This window comes from Nocardioides sp. J54 (assembly GCF_000519005.1).
In the GTDB taxonomy this organism is placed as follows: Bacteria; Actinomycetota; Actinomycetes; order Propionibacteriales; family Nocardioidaceae; genus Nocardioides.
The window spans coordinates 1-17,518 of the sequence record NZ_JAER01000048.1 but is presented as its reverse complement, the minus strand read 5'-3'; the positions used below and the strand labels follow the sequence as shown (position 1 = coordinate 17,518).

Genomic DNA, 17,518 nt, shown 5'->3' with positions numbered 1-17,518 from the left:
AGAGCTAGACACTCTTCCTCCCGAAGGACAGACGCATGATGGAGTTGACGGTGATCTCCTCGCCGGCGAGCTCGCCGACCACCCCGCCGTCGTGCAGCACGAGCACCCGGTCGCAGACCCGGACGAACTCCTCGAGCTCGGTGGAGGTGAAGATGACCGCGGCGCCGTTGTCGGCGAGGCTGCGGGCCAGGGCGTAGATCTCGGCCTTGGTGTGGACGTCCACCGCGGCGGTGGGCGAGTCGAGCAGGAGCACGCGCGCGTCGCTGAGCAGCCAACGTCCGATGACGACCTTCTGCTGGTTGCCACCCGAGAGCGTCCGGACCTCACTCTCGAGGCCACCGCTCTTCAGGCTCAGCTGCGCCATCACCTCGGCGACCTCGCTGCGCTCGCGGCCCTTGCGCATCAGCCGAAGCACGGGGTCGGTGGTGTACGACCGGGTGGTCGCGAGCGTGGCGTTCTCCCGGATCGAGAGCTCGCTGACCAGGCCTTGGCCGAGCCGGTCCCGCGGGACCAGCGCCATGCCGGCAGCCACGGCCTGCTGCGGGTTGCGGACGCGGGCACGGCGACCGTCGATGGTCACCTCGCCCTCCGCCCGGCGGAGGCCGTAGAGCGACTCGACGACCTCGCCGGCGCCCTCGCCCGGGAGGCTGGCGATGCCGACGACCTCGCCCGCCCGAGCCTGCAGGTCGAGCCCGCGCAGCACGTCGCCGCGAAGTCCGCGGACGTCGAGGACGACGTCGCCGGGGGGCGCGGTCGCGGTGAACGCCTCATGGGCGATCGCCCGCTCGGCGCCCACCAGCTGGTCGACCAGTGAGTCGTGGTCGAGGTCCGCGGCCAACCAGGTGCCGACCAGTCCGCCGTCACGCATGACGGTGATGCGGTCGCACACCTTGAAGACCTCGTTGAGACGGTGGGTCACGAACACGAAGCCGATGCCCTCGGCGGCGAGCCGACGCATCTGGGCGAAGAGCGTGTCGACCTCGGCCGGCTGCAACGACGTCGTCGGCTCGTCCAGGATGATCACCCGGGCGTTGCTGGCCAGCGCCTTCGCCACCGCGACCATCGCCTGCTCGTGCGCTCCGAGGTCGGCGACCTCGGTGCGGGGGTCGAGGTGCGGCAGGCCGACGCGGTCGAGCAGCTCGCGGGTGCGCTGGTGCGCGCCGCGCCACCCGACCAGGATGCCGGCCCGGCGGTCCAGGCCCTCGACCATCAGGACGTTCTCCGTCACCGACAGCTCCGGGACCAGGTTGCCGTGCTGGTGCACCACCGAGATGCCGAGGGCCTGCGCCCGTTGCGGATTGCGTACGTCGACCGCGGTGCCGTCGACCTCGATGGAGCCGGAGGTGAGCTGGAGCGCTCCGGCGAGCGCCTTGATCAGCGTGGACTTGCCCGCGCCGTTCTCGCCGAGGAGCGCGTGCACCTCGCCGGCGTCGAGCGAGAAGTCGAGATGGTCGAGTGCCCGCGTCCCCGGGTAGTCCTTGACCGCGTCGCGGACCCGGAGGAGCGGGCCGGGGCGGGAGGTCTCCCGCCCCGGCTCGTTCTGGTTCGTCACGTCAGGTGCCTGTCGCTTCGAGGTGGATGCCGGTCAGCTGATGTCGCCGGGGAAGAAGGCGCAGTTCTCCCAGTCGGGCTCCTCGCCCTCAGCGGGGACCGTCTGCTCGTTGACCAGGCAGGGCTTCATGTAGACGACCTTGCTCGGCAGCGTGCCGCCGCCGACGATCGTCTCGATGGTCTCGATGGCCTTGCCGCCCATGAGCGGGAAGGGGTTCGCCGGCTCCATCTTGTACGGCGAGCCCTCGCGGATCAGGTCCCAGGCGAAGGAGTTGCCGTCGAAGCCGACCGCGAAGACCTTGTCCTCCAGCCCGGCCTCCTTGATCGCCCGGACCGCCGACGGGGCGAGCTCGTCCCAACCGAGCCAGATCGCGTCGATGTTCTTGTCGGCCTGCAGGATGTTGGTGAGCTGGTCGTACGAGTCCTCGACCTGACCGGGGACCTTGACCTCGATCTCGCGGACGACCTCGATGCCCGGGTTCTCGCTGACCACGGCCTTGAAGCCGGCGTCACGGTCGCGCAGCGCCTGCAGGACGGTCCAGTTGAGCTTGACGACCCGACCCTTGCCCTCGAGACGGTTGACCATCTCAGCGGTCATCAGCGCGCTGTTGATGAACTCGTTGGTGCCGATCTCGGCGTCCACTCCCTCGACGAAGCCGCCGTAGATCGAGACGAACGGGATCCCGGCCGCCTTGGCCTCCTTCATCACACCCGTCATCTGCGCGTTGGGCGAGGAGTTGTTGACGATGACGTCGACGCCTCGGCTGATGAAGTCGCTCGCCGCGTTGTTGGTCGCGGCCTGGTCGCCCTGGCCGTCGAAGACCTCGACCTCCCAGCCCTTGGCCTCGGCGGCCTCGACGAACTGGTCCTTGATGCCGTTGATGCTCGGCGAGTTGAGGTTCACAGCGACGAAGCCGACCGTGAGGTCCTCGACCGGGCCGCCCGCCGCGGCGCCCGTGGTCGTGTCATTCTTCGAGCCCTTGCTCTTGGGCTCGCTGTCGCTGTCCATCGAGCAGCCGGCCAGGGCCAGCACAGCGACGAGACCCGTCGCCATCACGCGGATGTTGCGCTTCATTCCGTGCTCCTTCACAAGCATGGTTTTCGAGATGAGGTGGTGGGTGGAGCGGTGTTCAGGCGCCGGAACCGGTGCGCAGCAGGGCCTTCATCACCTTGCCGCCGGGATTGCGCGGTAGCTCGTCCCGCACCTCGACCGCACTCGGGACCTTGAAGTGCGCGAGGTGTTCTCGGCAGAAGGCACGGACCTCGTCGGATGTGAGGTCGTGCCCCGGCTTGGCGACCACGTAGGCGACTACGCGCTCGCCGTACTGCTCGTCCGGGACGCCGACGACTGCGGCGTCCAGGACCCCCGAGTGCTGATGGAGGCAGTTCTCGACCTCGAAGCTGAAGACGGACTCACCCCCACGCTTGATGACGTCCTTCAGCCGGTCCCGCAGGACCACGAAGCCGTCGTCGTCGAGCTGTGCCGCGTCCCCGGTGGCGATCCAGCCGTCAGCGTCGGTCAGCGGCGTGATGCCGTCGGCCGTCCAGTAGCCGATCGCCACCTGGCCGCCGCGGACCTGGATCTCACCGATCCCACCCGGCTCGATCTCGGCGCCGGTCTCGGGCGAGATGAGGCGCAGCTCGGTCAGCGGGAGCGGACGGCCGACCGTGTGCGGCCGGGCCACGGCGTCATCGCCGCCGACGTACATGATCATCGAGCAGGTCTCGGTCATCCCGTAGCCGTTGCCGAAGGTCGCCCCGGGCATGGCCGCCTGCATCCGCGCGAGGAGCGCGGTCGGCATGGGCGCACCGCCGAAGAGCGCGAGGCGCAGGCCGCTGAGCTCGCCTCGAGCGGCCGTCTCGGCCGCCTCCAGCAGGCGCCACCACATGGTGGGGGCGCCGACCGTGGAGGTGACGCCGTGGCGCCCGATCGTGTCGAGGGCCTTGTCGGCGTCGAAGCCGTCGAGGAGCACCGCGGTCATCCCCAGCACCATCGCCGGGACCGTCTGCGAGCAGAGCCCGGTGATGTTGAACTGCGGGACCATCACCAGCTCCACGTCCTCCGGGCGGCGCCCGATGACCGTGGTGCAGGTGACGCTGTTCTGGAGGGCGTTGCCGTGGCTGATCACGACGCCCTTGGGCCGACCGGTCGTGCCGGAGGTGTACATGATCGCCGCCGGCGCGTCCGGACCCGGCGTCGCCGGCGGGATCTCCCCTTCCGGGGCACCGCCCAGGAACCGCCCGTCGCCGTCGGCGACGACCACCGTCGGTGCGGTGTCGTCCAGCCGGGCGACGGCCGCCGCTGCCAGCTCGGTCCGTGCCCCGTCGACCAGCAGGGCGCGCGGGGTGCAGTCGACGAGCAGGCCGGCCAGGTCGTCGGCGGTCAGCCGGTGGTTCAGCGGAACCGCCACGGCGCCCGAGATCCAGGTGGCCAGCACAGCCGTGGTGAACGGAACCCCGTTGCCCGCGAGCACCGCGACGCGGTCGCCCGGGCGGGTGCCGTCGCCGACCAGACGACGGGCGAGGGACTCGGCCTCGGCGCCGATCTCCACCCAGGTGGTGGGGCCGGCGGTGGTCAGGTACGCCGGGTGGGACCCGCGCGACGCCACCGTCTCCCGCAGCGCGACCACCAGGTCGCGCGGCAGCGGGACGTCGTACGAGCGCACGCCGCGCTCGTCGACGCGGGTGGCGATCGGGGAGCTCATCCCTGCTCCGAGAAGAGGTCACCGAACTCGTCGCGCAGGTTGCGCTTGAGGATCTTGCCGCTCGCGTTGCGGGGGAGCTCGTCGACGAACACGACGGCCGACGGCTTCTTGTACGACGCGAGGTCGGTCTTCAGGAAGTCGAGGATCTCCTGCGTCTCCGGACGCTCCTCGCCGTCGGCGACGACGACCGCGACCGGGGTCTCGACCCAGCGCGGGTGGGAGACGCCGACGACGGCGACCTCACGGACCGCGGGGTGCCGCTCCACGGCCCGCTCGACCTCGGCCGGATAGATGTTCTCGCCGCCGCTGATGATCATGTCCTTGACCCGGTCGACGACGTAGATGAAGCCCTCGTCGTCCTGGCGCACCAGATCGCCGCTGTGGAACCAGCCACCCCGGAACGCGTCGGCGGTCGCGTCGGGAAGCTTGTAGTAGCCCTTCATCACGGTCGGGCCGCGGTAGACGATCTCGCCCACCTCACCGATCGGGACGTCGGCGCCCTCCTCGTCGACGATGCGGACCTCGACGTTCACGGCCGGCAGGCCGACCGAGCCCATCTTGCGCACGGCGTCCTCGCCCTTGAGGAAGCACGTGTTCGACGACATCTCGGTCTGTCCGAACGCGTTGACGATGCCGACGTTCGGGAACGTCCGCACCAGCAGCTCGAGCGTGCTCGGGGGCGCCTGGGAGGCACCCCACAGAGCGCGTCGGAGCCTGGTCGTGTCGATCTCCGTGGCCCGGGGCAGCTCGCAGATCTGCTGCCACTGGGTCGGGACGAAGTAGCACATGTCCGGCTGGTAGCGCTCCAGGAGCCCCAGCGACTCCTCGGGGTCGAAGCCGGTCGAGGGGGTGATGATGCAGGTGCCGGCCACGTAGATGAAGGGCAGCAGCCCGTTGACGCCGCCGATGTGGAACAACGGCAGGCCGGAGAGCCAGACGTCGCCGGCGCGCGCTTCCATCTCCAGCACCCAGTTGATCGTGTTGCACACCAGGTTCTGGTGGGTCAGCATCGCGCCCTTGGGGCGGCCGGTGGTGCCGGAGGTGTACATGAGGAACGCGAGGTCGTCCTCGTCCACCTCGGCCTGCGGCGCCGCGGGCGAGCCGGCGGCGACCAGCTCCTCGTACGACTCCGCGCGCCCCTGCGGCGCCCCGGTCGTCGCGACGAAGCGGACGGGGCCGAGGTCGGCCGTGGACTCCAGGGCCAGCGCGGTCAGCTCACCGTCGGTGAGGACCGCGACCGCGTCGGAGTCGGCGAGGATGTAGGCCAGTTCGGACGGGGCCAGGCGGAAGTTCACCGGGACCGGGCACGCCCCGAGCTTCTGGCAGGCGAAGAACGACTCGACGACCTCGAGCCGGTTGTACATCAGCACCGCGACCTTGTCGCCGTGCCCGACGCCGCGGTCCGCCAGGGCGTTCGCGAGGCGATTCGTCCGCTCGTCGAGCTCGGCGAAGGTCCGGGAGGAGTCCTCGAAGATGAGCGCCGTGCGGTCCGGCGCCCGCCGGGCGTTGCGCGCCAGGATCTCGCCGAGCACGAGTCGGCGGCTGCGGGCGAGCTCGCGCTCCTGCGTGGTGGTGTCCATTGCTACCTCGCGAAGACGTGGGTGACCGGCGGCACCACCCGTGGCGGTGCCGCTGGAGAGGGACGGGGCCCAGGTGCCGGCCGTGGGGAGCACGGCCGGCACCCGGCGTTCAGGGCTTGGTCAGAAGATCGCGACCGGGTTGGCCGGCGATCCCGACGCGTTGGTGACGTTCAGCGGCGGCGCGGAGAGGAAGAACTCGTAGCGGTTCAGCTCGTCGCAGGTCGCCGCCAGGTCCTCCAGCCACCAGACCTCGCCCAGGGTCAGGCCGAGGTCGCGGATCAGTCGCGCGTGCAGCGGGTAGACGTGGTCGTACGGCTCCTCGAACGGCTCGACCTCGACAGCGATGTTGTCGACGGCCAGGGCCGCGACGTCCTTCTCCGCGAGCCAGTCGACCACCGCGCGCGTGATGCCCGGAGCACCGACCTTCCAGTACTCCATCTTGTCCTCGAGCTGGTAGTACCACGGGACGTGGCCGGTCCGGATCACCAGCATGTCGCCCTGGCCGACCTCGACGCCCTGCGCCTCGGCGCACTGGTCCAGGTCGTCGGGCGTGATGCCGTACTGCGGCTGGAGCCGGTCGACGCCCTTGAACTTCGGCAGGTCGAGGAGAACGCCGCGGCCGACCAGCGTCTCCTTCATCTGGTGGATCGAGCCGCGACGCGCGCCGGCGTAGGACTCGACGTTGCCGATCCAGAAGCCGTTGTACATCGTGTCCTTGTAGAAGAAGTGGGACAGGCCGTCCCACTGCGTGCTGCCCTGCAGCGGCATGAAGATGTAGTCGTCGGTGCCCTGGAAGCCGCGGTAGTCGTCGCCGGCCTTGGTGCCCGCGACGAAGTCGGAGCCCGTGTAGCCGTAGAGGTGCACGACGCCGGTCCGGGTCGGGTGCACCGGGCCGTTGCTGTCGAGCGGGATCGCACAGCTGACGACCTTGCCGGTCTCGATCAGGCGGGACGCAGCGGCCACCCGCTCCGGCGTGAGGAGGTTGGCGGTGCCCTTCTCATCGAGGTCGCCCCAGCGGCCCCAGTTGTTCGGGGTGCGGTCGTTGACGTAGCCGATGACCTTGCCGTTGGCGTCCACCGAGAACACCGGCGGCGTCCACTCCTCCGACCACTCACCGTCTGCGGTACGTCCCATTGCACTTCCTCCTCGTAGTCCTGCGTCGTCTTGCAGCGTCGTCTCGCTGCGTCGTCGGGTGTTCGGGTGTCAGGCGACCGCGAAGGCCGCCCACATGCGGGGTTCGATCCGGGTGGCCGTGCCGGCGACCTCGCGCGGCGCCAGGAGCGTGACCTCGCGCTGGACCAGCTCGGTGACGCTCGGCAGCGGAAGGTCCGCGCCGGCCACGACCACGTGACCGCCGCGTCGGACCATCCGGACCGCCGTGCGAGCGTCGGCACCTGCCACGACCACACCGGCGCGCCCAGTGGGCTCGCCCGCCAGCTCGGCACGCGCCTCGTCCGGGTCGGTGGTGACGACCAGGCGGCCGGCCACCACCGTCGCGGCCAGGACGGCCAGCGGGCCGCCCGGCGTCGTGAGCAGCAGCACCGCGGCGTCGGCCGGGGCTTCGGCGAGCGCCGCGACACCCAGAAGGGCGTCGATCGCCTCGCCGACCCGACCGACCGGCAAGACCGGCGTGAGGTCGCGACCCTCCGTCAGGGGCCGGCGGCACCACAGAGTCGCGCCGTCGGCGCACGCTCCGCACGAGCCGCAGGCGAGGTCGACCAGCACCGCGCCGTCCGTCGTACGGCGGGCGCCGAGCGACGTGTCCGGTCGGTTTCGCATCTGCTGCCCTCTCGTTCCGACCGACTCGTCGGTCGGTTGATGAGCAGAGCGTACACGTAACCGCGGTCACACTGTCAAGCGCTTCGCGTGACTCCGTTCACACATTTTCCAATCTCGCCGCGCAATGGAGGTCTTCGAGGCCCAGAATCATTCGCCCGAGCTCGGACATGTGCCCGCGCGAGCCGATGGCGGGTTAGGCTGAAGTCGCTTCCGAACCGACCGAATAGTCGGTAGCGCAAAACGAAATCGCGCTGGACAGCGGCGCGTCTCCTTCGCGTACGCTGCGGCAGCACAGACGAAGGGATCCTTGGGTGAAGACAGCTGAGCGGGCGGCTCGTCGCCGCATGTCCCCCGCCGAGAGGCGCCAGCAGATCATCTCCGTGGCCGCCGGGCTGTTCGACGAGAGCGGCTACTCCAGCACGACCATGGACGACATCGCGCGCGCCGTCGGCGTCGCGAAGCCGACGCTGTACCACTACTTTCCGAGCAAGGACGACATCCTCCACGCGATCCACGAGGAGTTCATCGACCTGTTGATCAGCCGTCACGAGGCGCGCAGCGGAACCGGCCTGCGCCCCGAGCAGCTGCTCCTGGAGGCGATGGCCGACATCCTCGAGCTCATGGAGACCCACCGTGGCCACGTGCGGGTGTTCTTCGAGCACCACCGCGAGCTGCCCGCCGACGCCCGCGGTCCGATCCGGGTGAAGCGGGACAGCTACGAGCAGATCGTGGAGGGGCTGATCGGCGAGGGCATCGAGCTCGGCGTCTTCCGCGAGACCGACCGCCACCTGGCGACGCTCGCGACCTTCGGAATGTGCAACTGGGCGTACCAGTGGTACCGCTCCGGCGGACCACTCCGCTCGCGCGAGATCGCCTACCAGTTCTGGAACTACCTGGTCTACGGACTCGGCACCGACCAGCTCGGCAGCGTGCCCTACGACCGCGCGACGCCGGAGGCCTGAGCCAGCGCGGCCAGGAACTCGACTCGGGCCTCGGGCGCTGCGGCGTCCGGGTCCGGCACCAGCGCGAGGGTGACCACGTCCGCCCCGGCCTCGAGGTAGTGGCCGATCGAGGCCGCGCAGTCGTCCGGCTTGCCGAAGACGACGAGGTCGTGCAGCACCCGCTCCGGGATCGCCGCCATCGCGCCGCGGCGGTCCCCCGCCTGCCAGGCCTCCTGCATGGGCGCCAGGAGCTCCTCCCGCCCGAGCCAGCGCTGGAACGCGGCGTAGGTCGGGACCGTCAGGTAGCCGGCGAGGAACCGGCGCGCCGCCTGCTCGGCCCCGGGGTCGTCCCGGGGCAGCAGGAACACCCGGACCGCCGTCTCGAGCGCACCGGGCACCACACGGTCCACGCGCGCACAGCGCTCCCGGATCCGGGCGACGTCGGCGGGCGAGAGGAAGTTCAACGCCATCGTGTCGGCCTCGGCCGCCGCGAAGTCCTGCATCCGGGGTCCGGCGACCCCCAGGAGCAGCCGGGGTGGGACATCGACCGGACGTGCGAGCCGGAAGCCGTCGCCGACCCGCTCCCCCGCCAGCGCTGCGCGCACGAAGCGGAACGTCTCCACTGTGCGCCGGTAGGGCCGCTCGAACGGCACGCCGTTCCACGTCTCGGCGAGCACCGGCGATCCGGCACCGAGGCCGAAGCGGCAGCGTCCGGGTGCCGCCTCGGCGAGCGTCGCCGCGGTCATCGCCAGCACTCCGGGCCCGCGGGTGAAGACGCTCGCCGCGGCGCAGGAGACCGTGATGCTGTCCTCCCAGCCGCGGAAGAGCGCCAGCGGTCCGAACCCGTCGAGGCCGTTCACCTCGCCGGTCCACACCTCGTCGTACCCCGCCTCGACGAGCGTGCGCAGCAGTGGCCGGTGCGCCGCCAGCGGCAGGCCGTCGAACGGCAGGGTGACGCCGAGGCTCCGCTCAGCGGTAGTCATCGACGCCCCAGGCCTCCAACCGCTCCCGGACGGCGACCAGGCACCGCGTCGCGTCCGCGCCGTCGACAGCCCGGTGGTCGAAGGTCAGCGCCAGCCGGATGATCGGGCGGATCGCGATCGTCTCCTGCCCGTCGGCCAGGCGCACGACCCACGGTCGCCGCACGATCGTCGGCATGCCCAGGATGCCCACCTGGGGCTGGTTGATGATCGCCGGCGCCGAGACGGCGCCCACGGAGCCCGGGTTGCTGATCGTGAACGTGCCGGCCCGGAAGTCATCGGGATCAGCCTTGCCGTCGCGCACCCGCGCGGCGACGTCGACGATCGCTCGGCCCAGTGACTCCACCGTGAGCCGCTCGGCGCCGCGGACCACGGGCACCATCAGCCCGCGCGGGGTGTCGACGGCGATGCCGAGGTTGACCTCGCGCCAGCGCAGCAGCCGCTCGGTCTCGAACGTCGCGTTCAGGTCAGGGTGGTCGAGCAGGGCCGCGCAGGCGGCGCGGGCGATGAACGGCAGGAAGGACAGCTTGGCCTGCCCGGACTGCTGGCGCTGGGCGTTCAGCGTAGCCCGGACCTCGCTCAGCCGGCCGAGGTCGACGTCGACCTCGGTGGTCATGTGGGCGGCGGTACGACGCGAGCGCACCATGTGCTCTGCCGTGACCCGGCGGATGCGGCTGGTCGGGACCGCTTCGAACGGGACGTCCTCGTAGCCGGGCGGGAAGATCGCCTCGGTCGACGCCGGCTCGGGAACCGGCCGGACCGGCGCCGTCCGTACCGCGGCGGGCGCCGCGACCGGCGGCTGCGGCGACTCGGGCCAGTCGCTGGCCCGGCGCTGCACGTCGGCGCGGGTGATGTGCCCCCCGCCGCCCGTGCCGGTGACCTGCGCGACGTCGACACCCAGCTCGGTCGCCAGGCGGCGGGCCGCCGGCGAGGCGGCCGGACGCCCGCTCCGGGTCGCTCCCGCCAGCACGCGAGCGATGGCCGCCTCGTGGTCGAAGGGTCCGGAGCCGACGACCGCCGGCTCCCCCGGCACGGCGGCGGGCGCCGCGGGCGCGGCGGGCGCCGGAGCCGTCGCGTTCGCCTGCGGGTCCGCGGTGACCCGCTCGGTGCCGGGTGGCGCCGCCGCGGGAGCGGCACCGACGGCTCCCGTAGGGGTCACGAGCGCGAGCGGCTCGCCGACGAGAACGACCTCGCCCTCGGCGTGGAGCTGCTGCGCGAGGACGCCGGCGACGGTGCTCTCGATCTCGGTGTCCACCTTGTCGGTCGACACCTCGCAGATCGCCTCCCCCACCGCGACCTCGTCGCCGATCTCCTTCAGCCAGGTCGACACGGTGCCCTCGGTCACCGACACCCCGAGGCGCGGCATGAGCACCCGGCCCGCGTCACCGGCGTCGGCGGCCGGCGCCGCCTCGGAAGCCGGCTCAGGCGCAGGGGTCGACACCGGGGTCGACACCGGTGCCGGCTCGGGCGTGGGGACCGCTGGCGGGGCAGCGTCCTCGTCCGTGGTCACGACGGCGAGGACCTCGCCGACGGCAACCACCTCGCCCTCGGCGTAGCGCTGCTCGGCCACGATCCCGGCGACGGTGCTCTCGATCTCGGTGTCCACCTTGTCGGTCGACACCTCGCAGATCGCCTCCCCCACCGCGACCTCGTCGCCGATCTCCTTCAGCCAGGTCGACACGGTGCCCTCGGTCACCGACACCCCGAGGCGGGGCATCATCACGTCCGCCACAACGCCCCCTAGACCGCCGCGAGCGCGTGCGCCGCGGTGACGATGTCGTCGGCCGACGGGATGGCGGCCTGCTCCAGGGTCGGGTCCTGCGGTAGCGGGATATCGCTGCCTCCGACCCGCCACACGGGCGCATCCAGGGCGAAGAAGGCCCGCTCCTGAACCTGGGCGGCGATCTCGGCGCCGAAGCCCGCGGTGCGGGCCGCCTCGTGGACGACCATCAGCCGGTGGGTCTTCTCGACGGAAGCGACGATGCTCTCGATGTCGAGCGGCACCAGCGTGCGCGGGTCGATCACCTCGACGTCGATGCCCTCCGCCGCGAGCCGCTCCGCGGCCTCGACGGCGCGGCCGACCATCAGCCCGGTCGCCACGATCGTGAGGTCCTGTCCCGGTCGGGCGACCCGCGCGGATCCGAAGGGGACCACGAAGTCCGGGGACTCCGGCACCGGGCCCTTCACGCGGTAGAGCCCCTTGTGCTCGAAGAACAGCACCGGGTCAGGGTCGCGGACGGCGGACTTCAGCAGGCCCTTCGCGTCGGCCGGCGTCGCGGGCACCGCGACCTTGAGGCCAGGCACGTGCATGGCGATGGTCTCGAGGCTCTGGGAGTGCTCGGCGCCGGCCCCGCCGACGACCCCGCTGGGAAGACGGACCACCACCGGCAGGGTGAACTGGCCGCCGTGCATGTAGCGCCACTTCGCCAGCTTGTGGAAGATCTCGTCCGCGGCGGTGAAGAGGAAGTCGGCGAACTGCAGCTCGACGACCGGCACCATGCCGCCCAGAGCGGCCCCGGCGGCGCCGCCGACGATGAACGTCTCGTTGATCGCGGTGTCGCGGACCCGCTCCGTACCGAACTCCTCGAGCAGACCCTTGGTGAGGCCGAAGACGCCGCCGAGCCGGCCGATGTCCTGGCCCATCAGGAACACCCGCTCGTCGCGGCGCAGTTCCTCGGCCAGCGCCTCGTTGATGGCCCGGGCGTAGCCGGTGATCCGCTCGCTGTCCACGGCACCGGTCACGCTCGCCGGCTGCTGCATCGTCGTCATGCCCACACGTCCTCGTAGATCACGCTGGTATCGGGTCGGGGTGCGGCCAGGGCCGCGGCGAACGCCTCCTCCACATAGCGGCGGGCGTCGCCATCGATCGTGCGGCGCTGCTCGTCGGGGATCAGCGCCCCGAGCCGGTGCACCGGGTCGTTGGGGATCTCGTCGTCCTTGACCTGGTCCTCCCGGTAGGGCTGGCGGTCTCCCTCGTAGTGCCCGCGGATGCGCAGCGTCTTGGCCTCGATCAGCGTCGGGCCTTCGCCGCGGCGGGCCCGCTCGATCGCGTCGGCGGTCGCATCGCGCACGGCGAGCGCGTCCTGACCATCGACGATGACCCCGGGCATGCCGTACGCCGAGGCCCGGTCGGCCACGTGCGGCGTCGGGCTCTGGTCCTCGAAGCGGGCGGAGAGCGCCCAGCCGTTGTTCTCGCAGACCCACACGACCGGGAGCTTCCAGACCGAGGCCTGGAGTGCGGCCTCGTGCCAGGTACCGCGACCGGAGGCTCCATCGCCGAAGAAGACCACGGTGACCCGACCGTCACCGCGCAGCTGCGAGGCGAGCGCCGTCCCGGCGCCCAGCACGAAGTTCGAGCCGAGCGTGCCGCCCTGCCCGAGGACGCCATGCTCGGCGCTGGCGAAGTGGACCGTGCCGCCACCCTTGCCGCGGGTGCTCCCCACCGCGCGGCCGAGCAGGTCGCCGAAGAGCGGGACCATGTCCATGCCCTTGGCGTAGGCGTAGCCCAGCCCGCGGTGGGCGTAGTAGAGGTAGTCCTCCGGGCGCATGGCGGCGATCGCGCCGACCTGCAGGCCCTCCTGACCGATGCCGGGATGCCAGAACCCGCCGAACCCCTCGGTCTCGACGTGGTCGCGGATCCGCAGCTCCGCGAACCGCACCGTCACCACCTTCCGGTAGATCTCCATCAGCTCGTCCTGGCTGGTCCGTCCCTCGGGGGCGTGCGTTGCAGTCACGGCCTACCTCTCTGTGACCCGACCCGCGGGTCGGTTCGATCGACGAGTGAAGGCTGCCACATTCCTGTGCCGGTTGCCTAGCGTTTCAGCCGTGCATTCGGGTCCGACGGCATCTGAGCGCAGCGACCAGGCCGTTTGCTGGGACCGGTCTGCTACGTTCAACCGACCGGCGAGTCGAAAGGCGGAGGCGATGGGGACCGGACTCGACGTCGAGCGCCGCGGGACCGTGCTGGTCCTGCGCCTGAACCGGCCGCACGTCCGCAACGCCATCGACCAGGCGCTGGCCTCGGCCGTGGCCAGCGCCCTGGACGAGCTCGACGCGGACGACGACCTGAGGATCGCCGTGCTCACCGGAGCCGGCGGCACCTTCTGCTCGGGCATGGACCTGAAGGCCTTCGCCCGGGGGGAGCGGGTCGTGACGCACCGGGGCTTCGGCGGAATCACCGAGCGGCCGCCGGAGAAGCCCATCATCGCCGCGGTCGAGGGCTGGGCCCTGGCCGGCGGCTGCGAGATGGCTCTCGCCTGCGACCTCCTCGTCGCGGCTCGGGATGCCCGGTTCGGCATCCCCGAGGTCAAGCGAGGGCTGGTCGCGGCGGCCGGCGGCCTCTCTCGTCTCCCTCTCGCGCTCCCCCACCCCGTCGCCATGGAGCTCGCGCTCACCGGCGCACCGCTGCCCGCCGACCAGGCGCACCGGTGGGGGCTGGTCAACCGCCTCGTCGAACCGGGGCAGGCTTTCGAGACGGCGCTGGAGCTGGCGACGACCATCGCCGAGAACGCGCCCCTGGCGCTACGCACCAGCAAGTGGATCATGACCCGGACGTCCGGCTGGTCGGGCGGCGGATGGTGGGAGGAGCAGTCCGCGCGGGTCGACGAGGTGATGGCGTCGTACGACGCCACCGAGGGCGCGACCGCGTTCGCCGAGAAGCGGCCACCCCGCTGGCGGGGCCGCTGACGCAGCTCAGAGCCGCGGCGCCACGCAGACCGCGATCATGCCGGGCCCCACGTGGGCACCGAGCACGGCGCCGAGCTCTCCGCACCAGATGTCGCGGTCGCCGTCCGGGCCCGCGAGGTTGGGCGCGAGGCGACCGCGGAGCCGCTCGACCAGCTGGGCCGCGCGCTCGGCGTTGGCGAGGTGGCCGACCCACACGTCGACCTGGGCCTCGCCGGCGGCGGCGACCGCGATCTCCTCGAGGCGGCCGAGGGCGCGCGCGGAGGTGCGCACCCGTTCCAGGGAGGCGACCTTGCCGTCGGCGATCTGCAGCAGCGGCTTGACCGCGAGGGCACCGCCGAACAGGGCGGCCGCGGCGCCGATCCGGCCGCCGCGGCGCAGGTACTCCAGGGTGTCGACGTAGAACAGGGAGCTGGAGGCGGCGGCGCGGGCGCGGGCGGCCTCGGCGGCCTCCTCGGCGGTCCCACCCGCTGCGACGACCTCGGCGGCGGCCAGGGCGGCGTACCCGGTCGCGACGCCGACCTGGCGGCTGTCGACAGTCACGACCGGGACCGGCGACTCCTTGGCGGCCAGCTGGGCCGACTCGAAGGTGCCGCTCATGTCGCCGGAGAGATGCACCGACACGATCTCGGTCGCGCCCTCGCGGGCCGCCTCCTCGTAGACCGCGAGCATCGCCGAGGGCGAGGGCCGCGAGGTGCTGACCGGCGTCCAGGCCCGCAGCGCCTCGGCGAGCCGCTCGGGCGTGGCGCCCGGCGAGCCCTCGTCGTGGACCTCGGCACCGATCACGACTTGCAGCGGGACCACGATGATCCCGTGCTCGGCCGCCACCTCCGGCGGGAGGCTGGCGGTCGAGTCGGTGACCACGACGACCGGCATGCGCGGAGCCCTGGAGCGCTCCCGCGGTTGCAGGACGGACGGGCCCGGACCCGGCTGATAATAGGAGCTCGAGTCCCTTGGCGGCCTCGTTGGTGAGGACGTACTCCTCGACCTCGGTGCCCAGGTGGGCCGCGTCGTCGGCCTTGATGACGCCTTCGATGGGGCGCTGGACGTCCTTGGCGAAGATCTCGTTCAACAGCATCGGATCACGCTTCCTGTTCCAAGATGTTCTTGGCTCGGTAGTACTGGTCGTCGGTCAACTTGTTGAACAGGACAAGACTCGACCCGAGTGAGTCTGACTGTCGGTAGTCGCCGGGAAAGAACATGAGCATTGGTTTTCCGGTCACGACGCTCTGGAGGTTGTTGAGGACGTTGTGGGATCGGATGTAGGGAAAGACCTCGCCGATGCCGGTGAGGAAGACGATGTCGAAGGCGCCGTCCTCCACCTTCGCTCGGAGGGCGGGCGCGATGTGGAGTTGCGGGTCGAGCATGGCCTGCAGCATCTCCCGCAGGTCGTCCTTGTCGTGGTCGGGCTCGAAGGCAAGTACCCGCTCCCACACGCCGCGGCCCTTAAGGATCTCCACCGAAAGGTCGTAAAGGTTGACCTCACGCACCGTGACACCGTGCTTGGTCGACAACTTGGTCTTGATCCGCTTCTTCGCCTGGGCGACGGCGAGCGCGGCTTCGGGTGGAAAGGGGTAGATGAAGAACGGGACTTCGTTGCTCAGTCCCTCCATCCTCAAGAACCGCTGGCTGCTCAGAACTGCGAGCAGGTGCGCTTCGTGGGCGTTGATGTCGATCGTCTTCATCACGCTGCGCTCCGGGTGGGGAAGAAGCGGACGTCACTCGGCGTGCGGAGGCTCAGCAGGCTGAGGAGTCGTTCGGACAAGACGGCAGGGACGATGTGTCCTGATTCCGACAGCAACTCTGCCTCCACGAGCATCTTGAACACCGTGGATCGAAGCTTCTGCATGGTTGAGTCCTTGATGGTTGCGAGCTCGTCGTGCCAAAGTGCCTTGCTCCGGACGAACCCGTCGAAGTCCTCGTAGGCGAGCGTGGGAGCCAGCAGCAGGAACCGCTCGCGAAGGACCTCCTCGGCAAACTCCGCGATGAGGCTGTATCGGCGGCATGCCGCCACCCACATCAGGTGGCCGCGCTCGGTGGCGGTCAGGTCGCCGAGGAGCTCGACCTCTTGCTCGGTCAGAGCCGAGAGGCGCTTCACCGTTTCGCGGACAAGACGCACGCCGGTGCGGTGCGTGCGGGCCTGGAGGAGGTTGACTGCCACGGCCCGGTCCCGAGCCCTTTCCCAGTCCCGTTCCTCGAGGTAGGCGGGCGCCAGGAGAGCGGCCTCACGCACCACCGGTCGCGTTGATGAACGAGATGTCGCCGAAGGTTCCGATGGGCGTGCGTGGCCTAGCCATGCGCCATCACGCCCCTCCGGGCGCGTGCCCGGGCTCCCGCTCCCGCTGGCTGGCGAGCCAGTCGTGCACGTCGCTGACGAAGTAGCGCAATTGTCGACCGACGTGGATGGCGCATGGTCCCTTGCCGGCGAGGCGCCAGTCGTACAGCGTCCTGACCGGCACGTGGAGGTACTCCGAGAGTTCCTCGATGCTCATGAGCGGCTCGAGTCCGCTCAGCGTGGTCGTGGTGGTCTCCATGCACGCTAGGTACGCGGCCGGCTCCGCACCGGACCGCACCTACCGCTTCGACTCCGCAGCACCTTCGTTGCCGAGGCGCCGGGGAGGTTCCTGGACCGGGTTTTCGGACCGTAAGTGGTACCTGGATCAAATCTCTAAATGCTTTCAGGCTCGGAATCCGTAGATTCCGAGCCTGAAACTTTGTAGCGGGGGCAGGATTTGAACCTGCGACCTCTGGGCATACGGCGCGAGCGAGCGTCGTTGGCCCAGCCCTTGCTGCCCTTTGAGCATTCGAGCGCTGACCTGCGCGAACACCGTTCGCGACGGCGACACTAGTCCCGCACCTCTTGTTGGGATGTGACCCGAGAAGGCGACTCTTGCTGTCGTTTTCGGTGCCTAAGCGCGACACGACTCGAATCTCAGACCCGCGCCGGTCGCTGCCTCACTTGGCCCCCTCGAGCGCCGCCTCTGCCTCGCCGAAGAGAAAGAGCCCCGTGGGGTGGTGGGTTTTGAGGTGATCCTCGGTGCCTACTCGTCGCTGCTCTTGATGGCGGCGACGGGATCAGTATTGCTGGTCTCGTAGAGCTTGGCCATGGAGCCTTCGGACAGGTAGCGGCGGTCGCCGGCGATCCATTCGTCGTGCATGTCGATGAGCACCGCGCCGACGAGTCGGATCACGGCGGCGGCGTTGGGGAAGATCCCCACGACCCGGGCGCGGCGCTTGATCTCCTTGTTGACCCGCTCGAGCGGATTGGTCGACCAGATCTTGCGCCAATGCTCGCGCGG

General features: G+C 70.7%; 17 protein-coding genes. 2 read left to right on the top strand and 15 right to left on the bottom strand.

Annotated features, from left to right (window positions below; all coding sequences use genetic code 11):
- Positions 1–4: 4 nt before the first annotated feature.
- The 6 genes from NOCJ54_RS0120480 to NOCJ54_RS0120455 form a co-directional block, all read right to left on the bottom strand.
- A complete protein-coding gene (locus tag NOCJ54_RS0120480; protein WP_028656965.1) occupies positions 5–1,552 on the bottom strand; it encodes a sugar ABC transporter ATP-binding protein in 1,548 nt (515 codons plus the stop codon).
- 33 nt (positions 1,553–1,585) lie between these two features.
- Positions 1,586–2,626 carry a sugar ABC transporter substrate-binding protein gene (locus NOCJ54_RS28665; RefSeq protein ID WP_051486212.1) on the bottom strand — a complete coding sequence of 347 codons (1,041 nt, stop codon included), beginning with the start codon at positions 2,624–2,626 and terminating at the stop codon, positions 1,586–1,588.
- Between the two features lie 55 nt (positions 2,627–2,681).
- Positions 2,682–4,256, bottom strand: a complete 1,575-nt coding sequence (locus tag NOCJ54_RS27360; protein ID WP_051486210.1) for a class I adenylate-forming enzyme family protein — start codon at positions 4,254–4,256, stop codon at positions 2,682–2,684.
- Positions 4,253–5,836, bottom strand: a complete 1,584-nt coding sequence (locus NOCJ54_RS0120465) for an acyl-CoA synthetase (RefSeq protein WP_028656964.1) — start codon at positions 5,834–5,836, stop codon at positions 4,253–4,255. Before NOCJ54_RS0120465 ends, NOCJ54_RS27360 begins: the two co-directional genes overlap by 4 nt.
- Positions 5,837–5,956: 120 nt before the next feature.
- On the bottom strand, positions 5,957–6,970 hold the full coding sequence (locus NOCJ54_RS0120460; RefSeq protein WP_028656963.1) for a cyclase family protein: 1,014 nt from the start codon (positions 6,968–6,970) through the stop codon (positions 5,957–5,959).
- Between the two features lie 69 nt (positions 6,971–7,039).
- A complete protein-coding gene (locus NOCJ54_RS0120455) occupies positions 7,040–7,615 on the bottom strand; it encodes a hypothetical protein (RefSeq protein ID WP_028656962.1) in 576 nt (191 codons plus the stop codon).
- A 311-nt stretch (positions 7,616–7,926) separates the two neighbouring features.
- On the opposite strand from NOCJ54_RS0120455, the gene NOCJ54_RS27355 reads away from it, so the two are divergent.
- Positions 7,927–8,577, top strand: a complete 651-nt coding sequence (locus NOCJ54_RS27355; RefSeq protein WP_198020288.1) for a TetR/AcrR family transcriptional regulator — start codon at positions 7,927–7,929, stop codon at positions 8,575–8,577.
- On the opposite strand, the gene NOCJ54_RS27350 is transcribed toward NOCJ54_RS27355, so the two are convergent.
- Genes NOCJ54_RS27350 through NOCJ54_RS0120430 form a run of 4 tightly spaced genes read right to left on the bottom strand, consistent with a single transcriptional unit; the run spans position 8,550 to position 13,270 of the window.
- Positions 8,550–9,539, bottom strand: coding sequence for an LLM class F420-dependent oxidoreductase (locus NOCJ54_RS27350; protein ID WP_036519050.1), 990 nt, complete (start codon positions 9,537–9,539; stop codon positions 8,550–8,552). The two genes, NOCJ54_RS27355 and NOCJ54_RS27350, sit on opposite strands and share 28 nt — an antisense overlap.
- A complete protein-coding gene (gene sucB / locus NOCJ54_RS0120440; protein ID WP_028656961.1) occupies positions 9,526–11,268 on the bottom strand; it encodes a 2-oxoglutarate dehydrogenase, E2 component, dihydrolipoamide succinyltransferase in 1,743 nt (580 codons plus the stop codon). Before sucB ends, NOCJ54_RS27350 begins: the two co-directional genes overlap by 14 nt.
- A gap of 8 nt (positions 11,269–11,276) precedes the next feature.
- Positions 11,277–12,305 (bottom strand): alpha-ketoacid dehydrogenase subunit beta, encoded by a 1,029-nt coding sequence (locus NOCJ54_RS0120435; protein ID WP_198020287.1) that lies wholly within the window; start codon positions 12,303–12,305, stop codon positions 11,277–11,279.
- Entirely contained in the window at positions 12,302–13,270 is a 969-nt protein-coding gene (locus NOCJ54_RS0120430; protein WP_028656959.1) for a thiamine pyrophosphate-dependent dehydrogenase E1 component subunit alpha, read from the bottom strand. The genes NOCJ54_RS0120435 and NOCJ54_RS0120430 overlap by 4 nt, the downstream gene beginning before the upstream one ends.
- Positions 13,271–13,460: 190 nt before the next feature.
- On the opposite strand from NOCJ54_RS0120430, the gene NOCJ54_RS0120425 reads away from it, so the two are divergent.
- The gene (locus NOCJ54_RS0120425; protein ID WP_028656958.1) at positions 13,461–14,222 is read left to right on the top strand and encodes a crotonase/enoyl-CoA hydratase family protein; all 762 of its coding nucleotides are present in this window, start codon (positions 13,461–13,463) and stop codon (positions 14,220–14,222) included.
- A 6-nt stretch (positions 14,223–14,228) separates the two neighbouring features.
- Here the strand turns inward: NOCJ54_RS0120425 and NOCJ54_RS0120420 are convergent, their stop codons facing one another.
- From NOCJ54_RS0120420 to NOCJ54_RS27340, 5 genes are all read right to left on the bottom strand, one after another.
- Positions 14,229–15,095, bottom strand: a complete 867-nt coding sequence (locus NOCJ54_RS0120420) for a DegV family protein (RefSeq protein ID WP_028656957.1) — start codon at positions 15,093–15,095, stop codon at positions 14,229–14,231.
- Between the two features lie 206 nt (positions 15,096–15,301).
- Positions 15,302–15,904: a DUF1788 domain-containing protein gene (locus tag NOCJ54_RS0120415; RefSeq protein ID WP_028656956.1), complete on the bottom strand. Its 603-nt coding sequence runs from the start codon at positions 15,902–15,904 to the stop codon at positions 15,302–15,304.
- On the bottom strand, positions 15,904–16,452 hold the full coding sequence (locus tag NOCJ54_RS27345) for a DUF1819 family protein (RefSeq protein WP_232221848.1): 549 nt from the start codon (positions 16,450–16,452) through the stop codon (positions 15,904–15,906). Before NOCJ54_RS27345 ends, NOCJ54_RS0120415 begins: the two co-directional genes overlap by 1 nt.
- Before the next feature lie 70 nt (positions 16,453–16,522).
- Complete coding sequence (locus tag NOCJ54_RS0120405; RefSeq protein WP_028656955.1) at positions 16,523–16,753, bottom strand: helix-turn-helix transcriptional regulator; 231 nt, start codon at positions 16,751–16,753, stop codon at positions 16,523–16,525.
- Positions 16,754–17,260: 507 nt separating this feature from the next.
- Positions 17,261–17,518 (bottom strand): IS256 family transposase (locus tag NOCJ54_RS27340; RefSeq protein ID WP_036517443.1); only part of this gene is annotated, 258 nt, incomplete at its 5' end.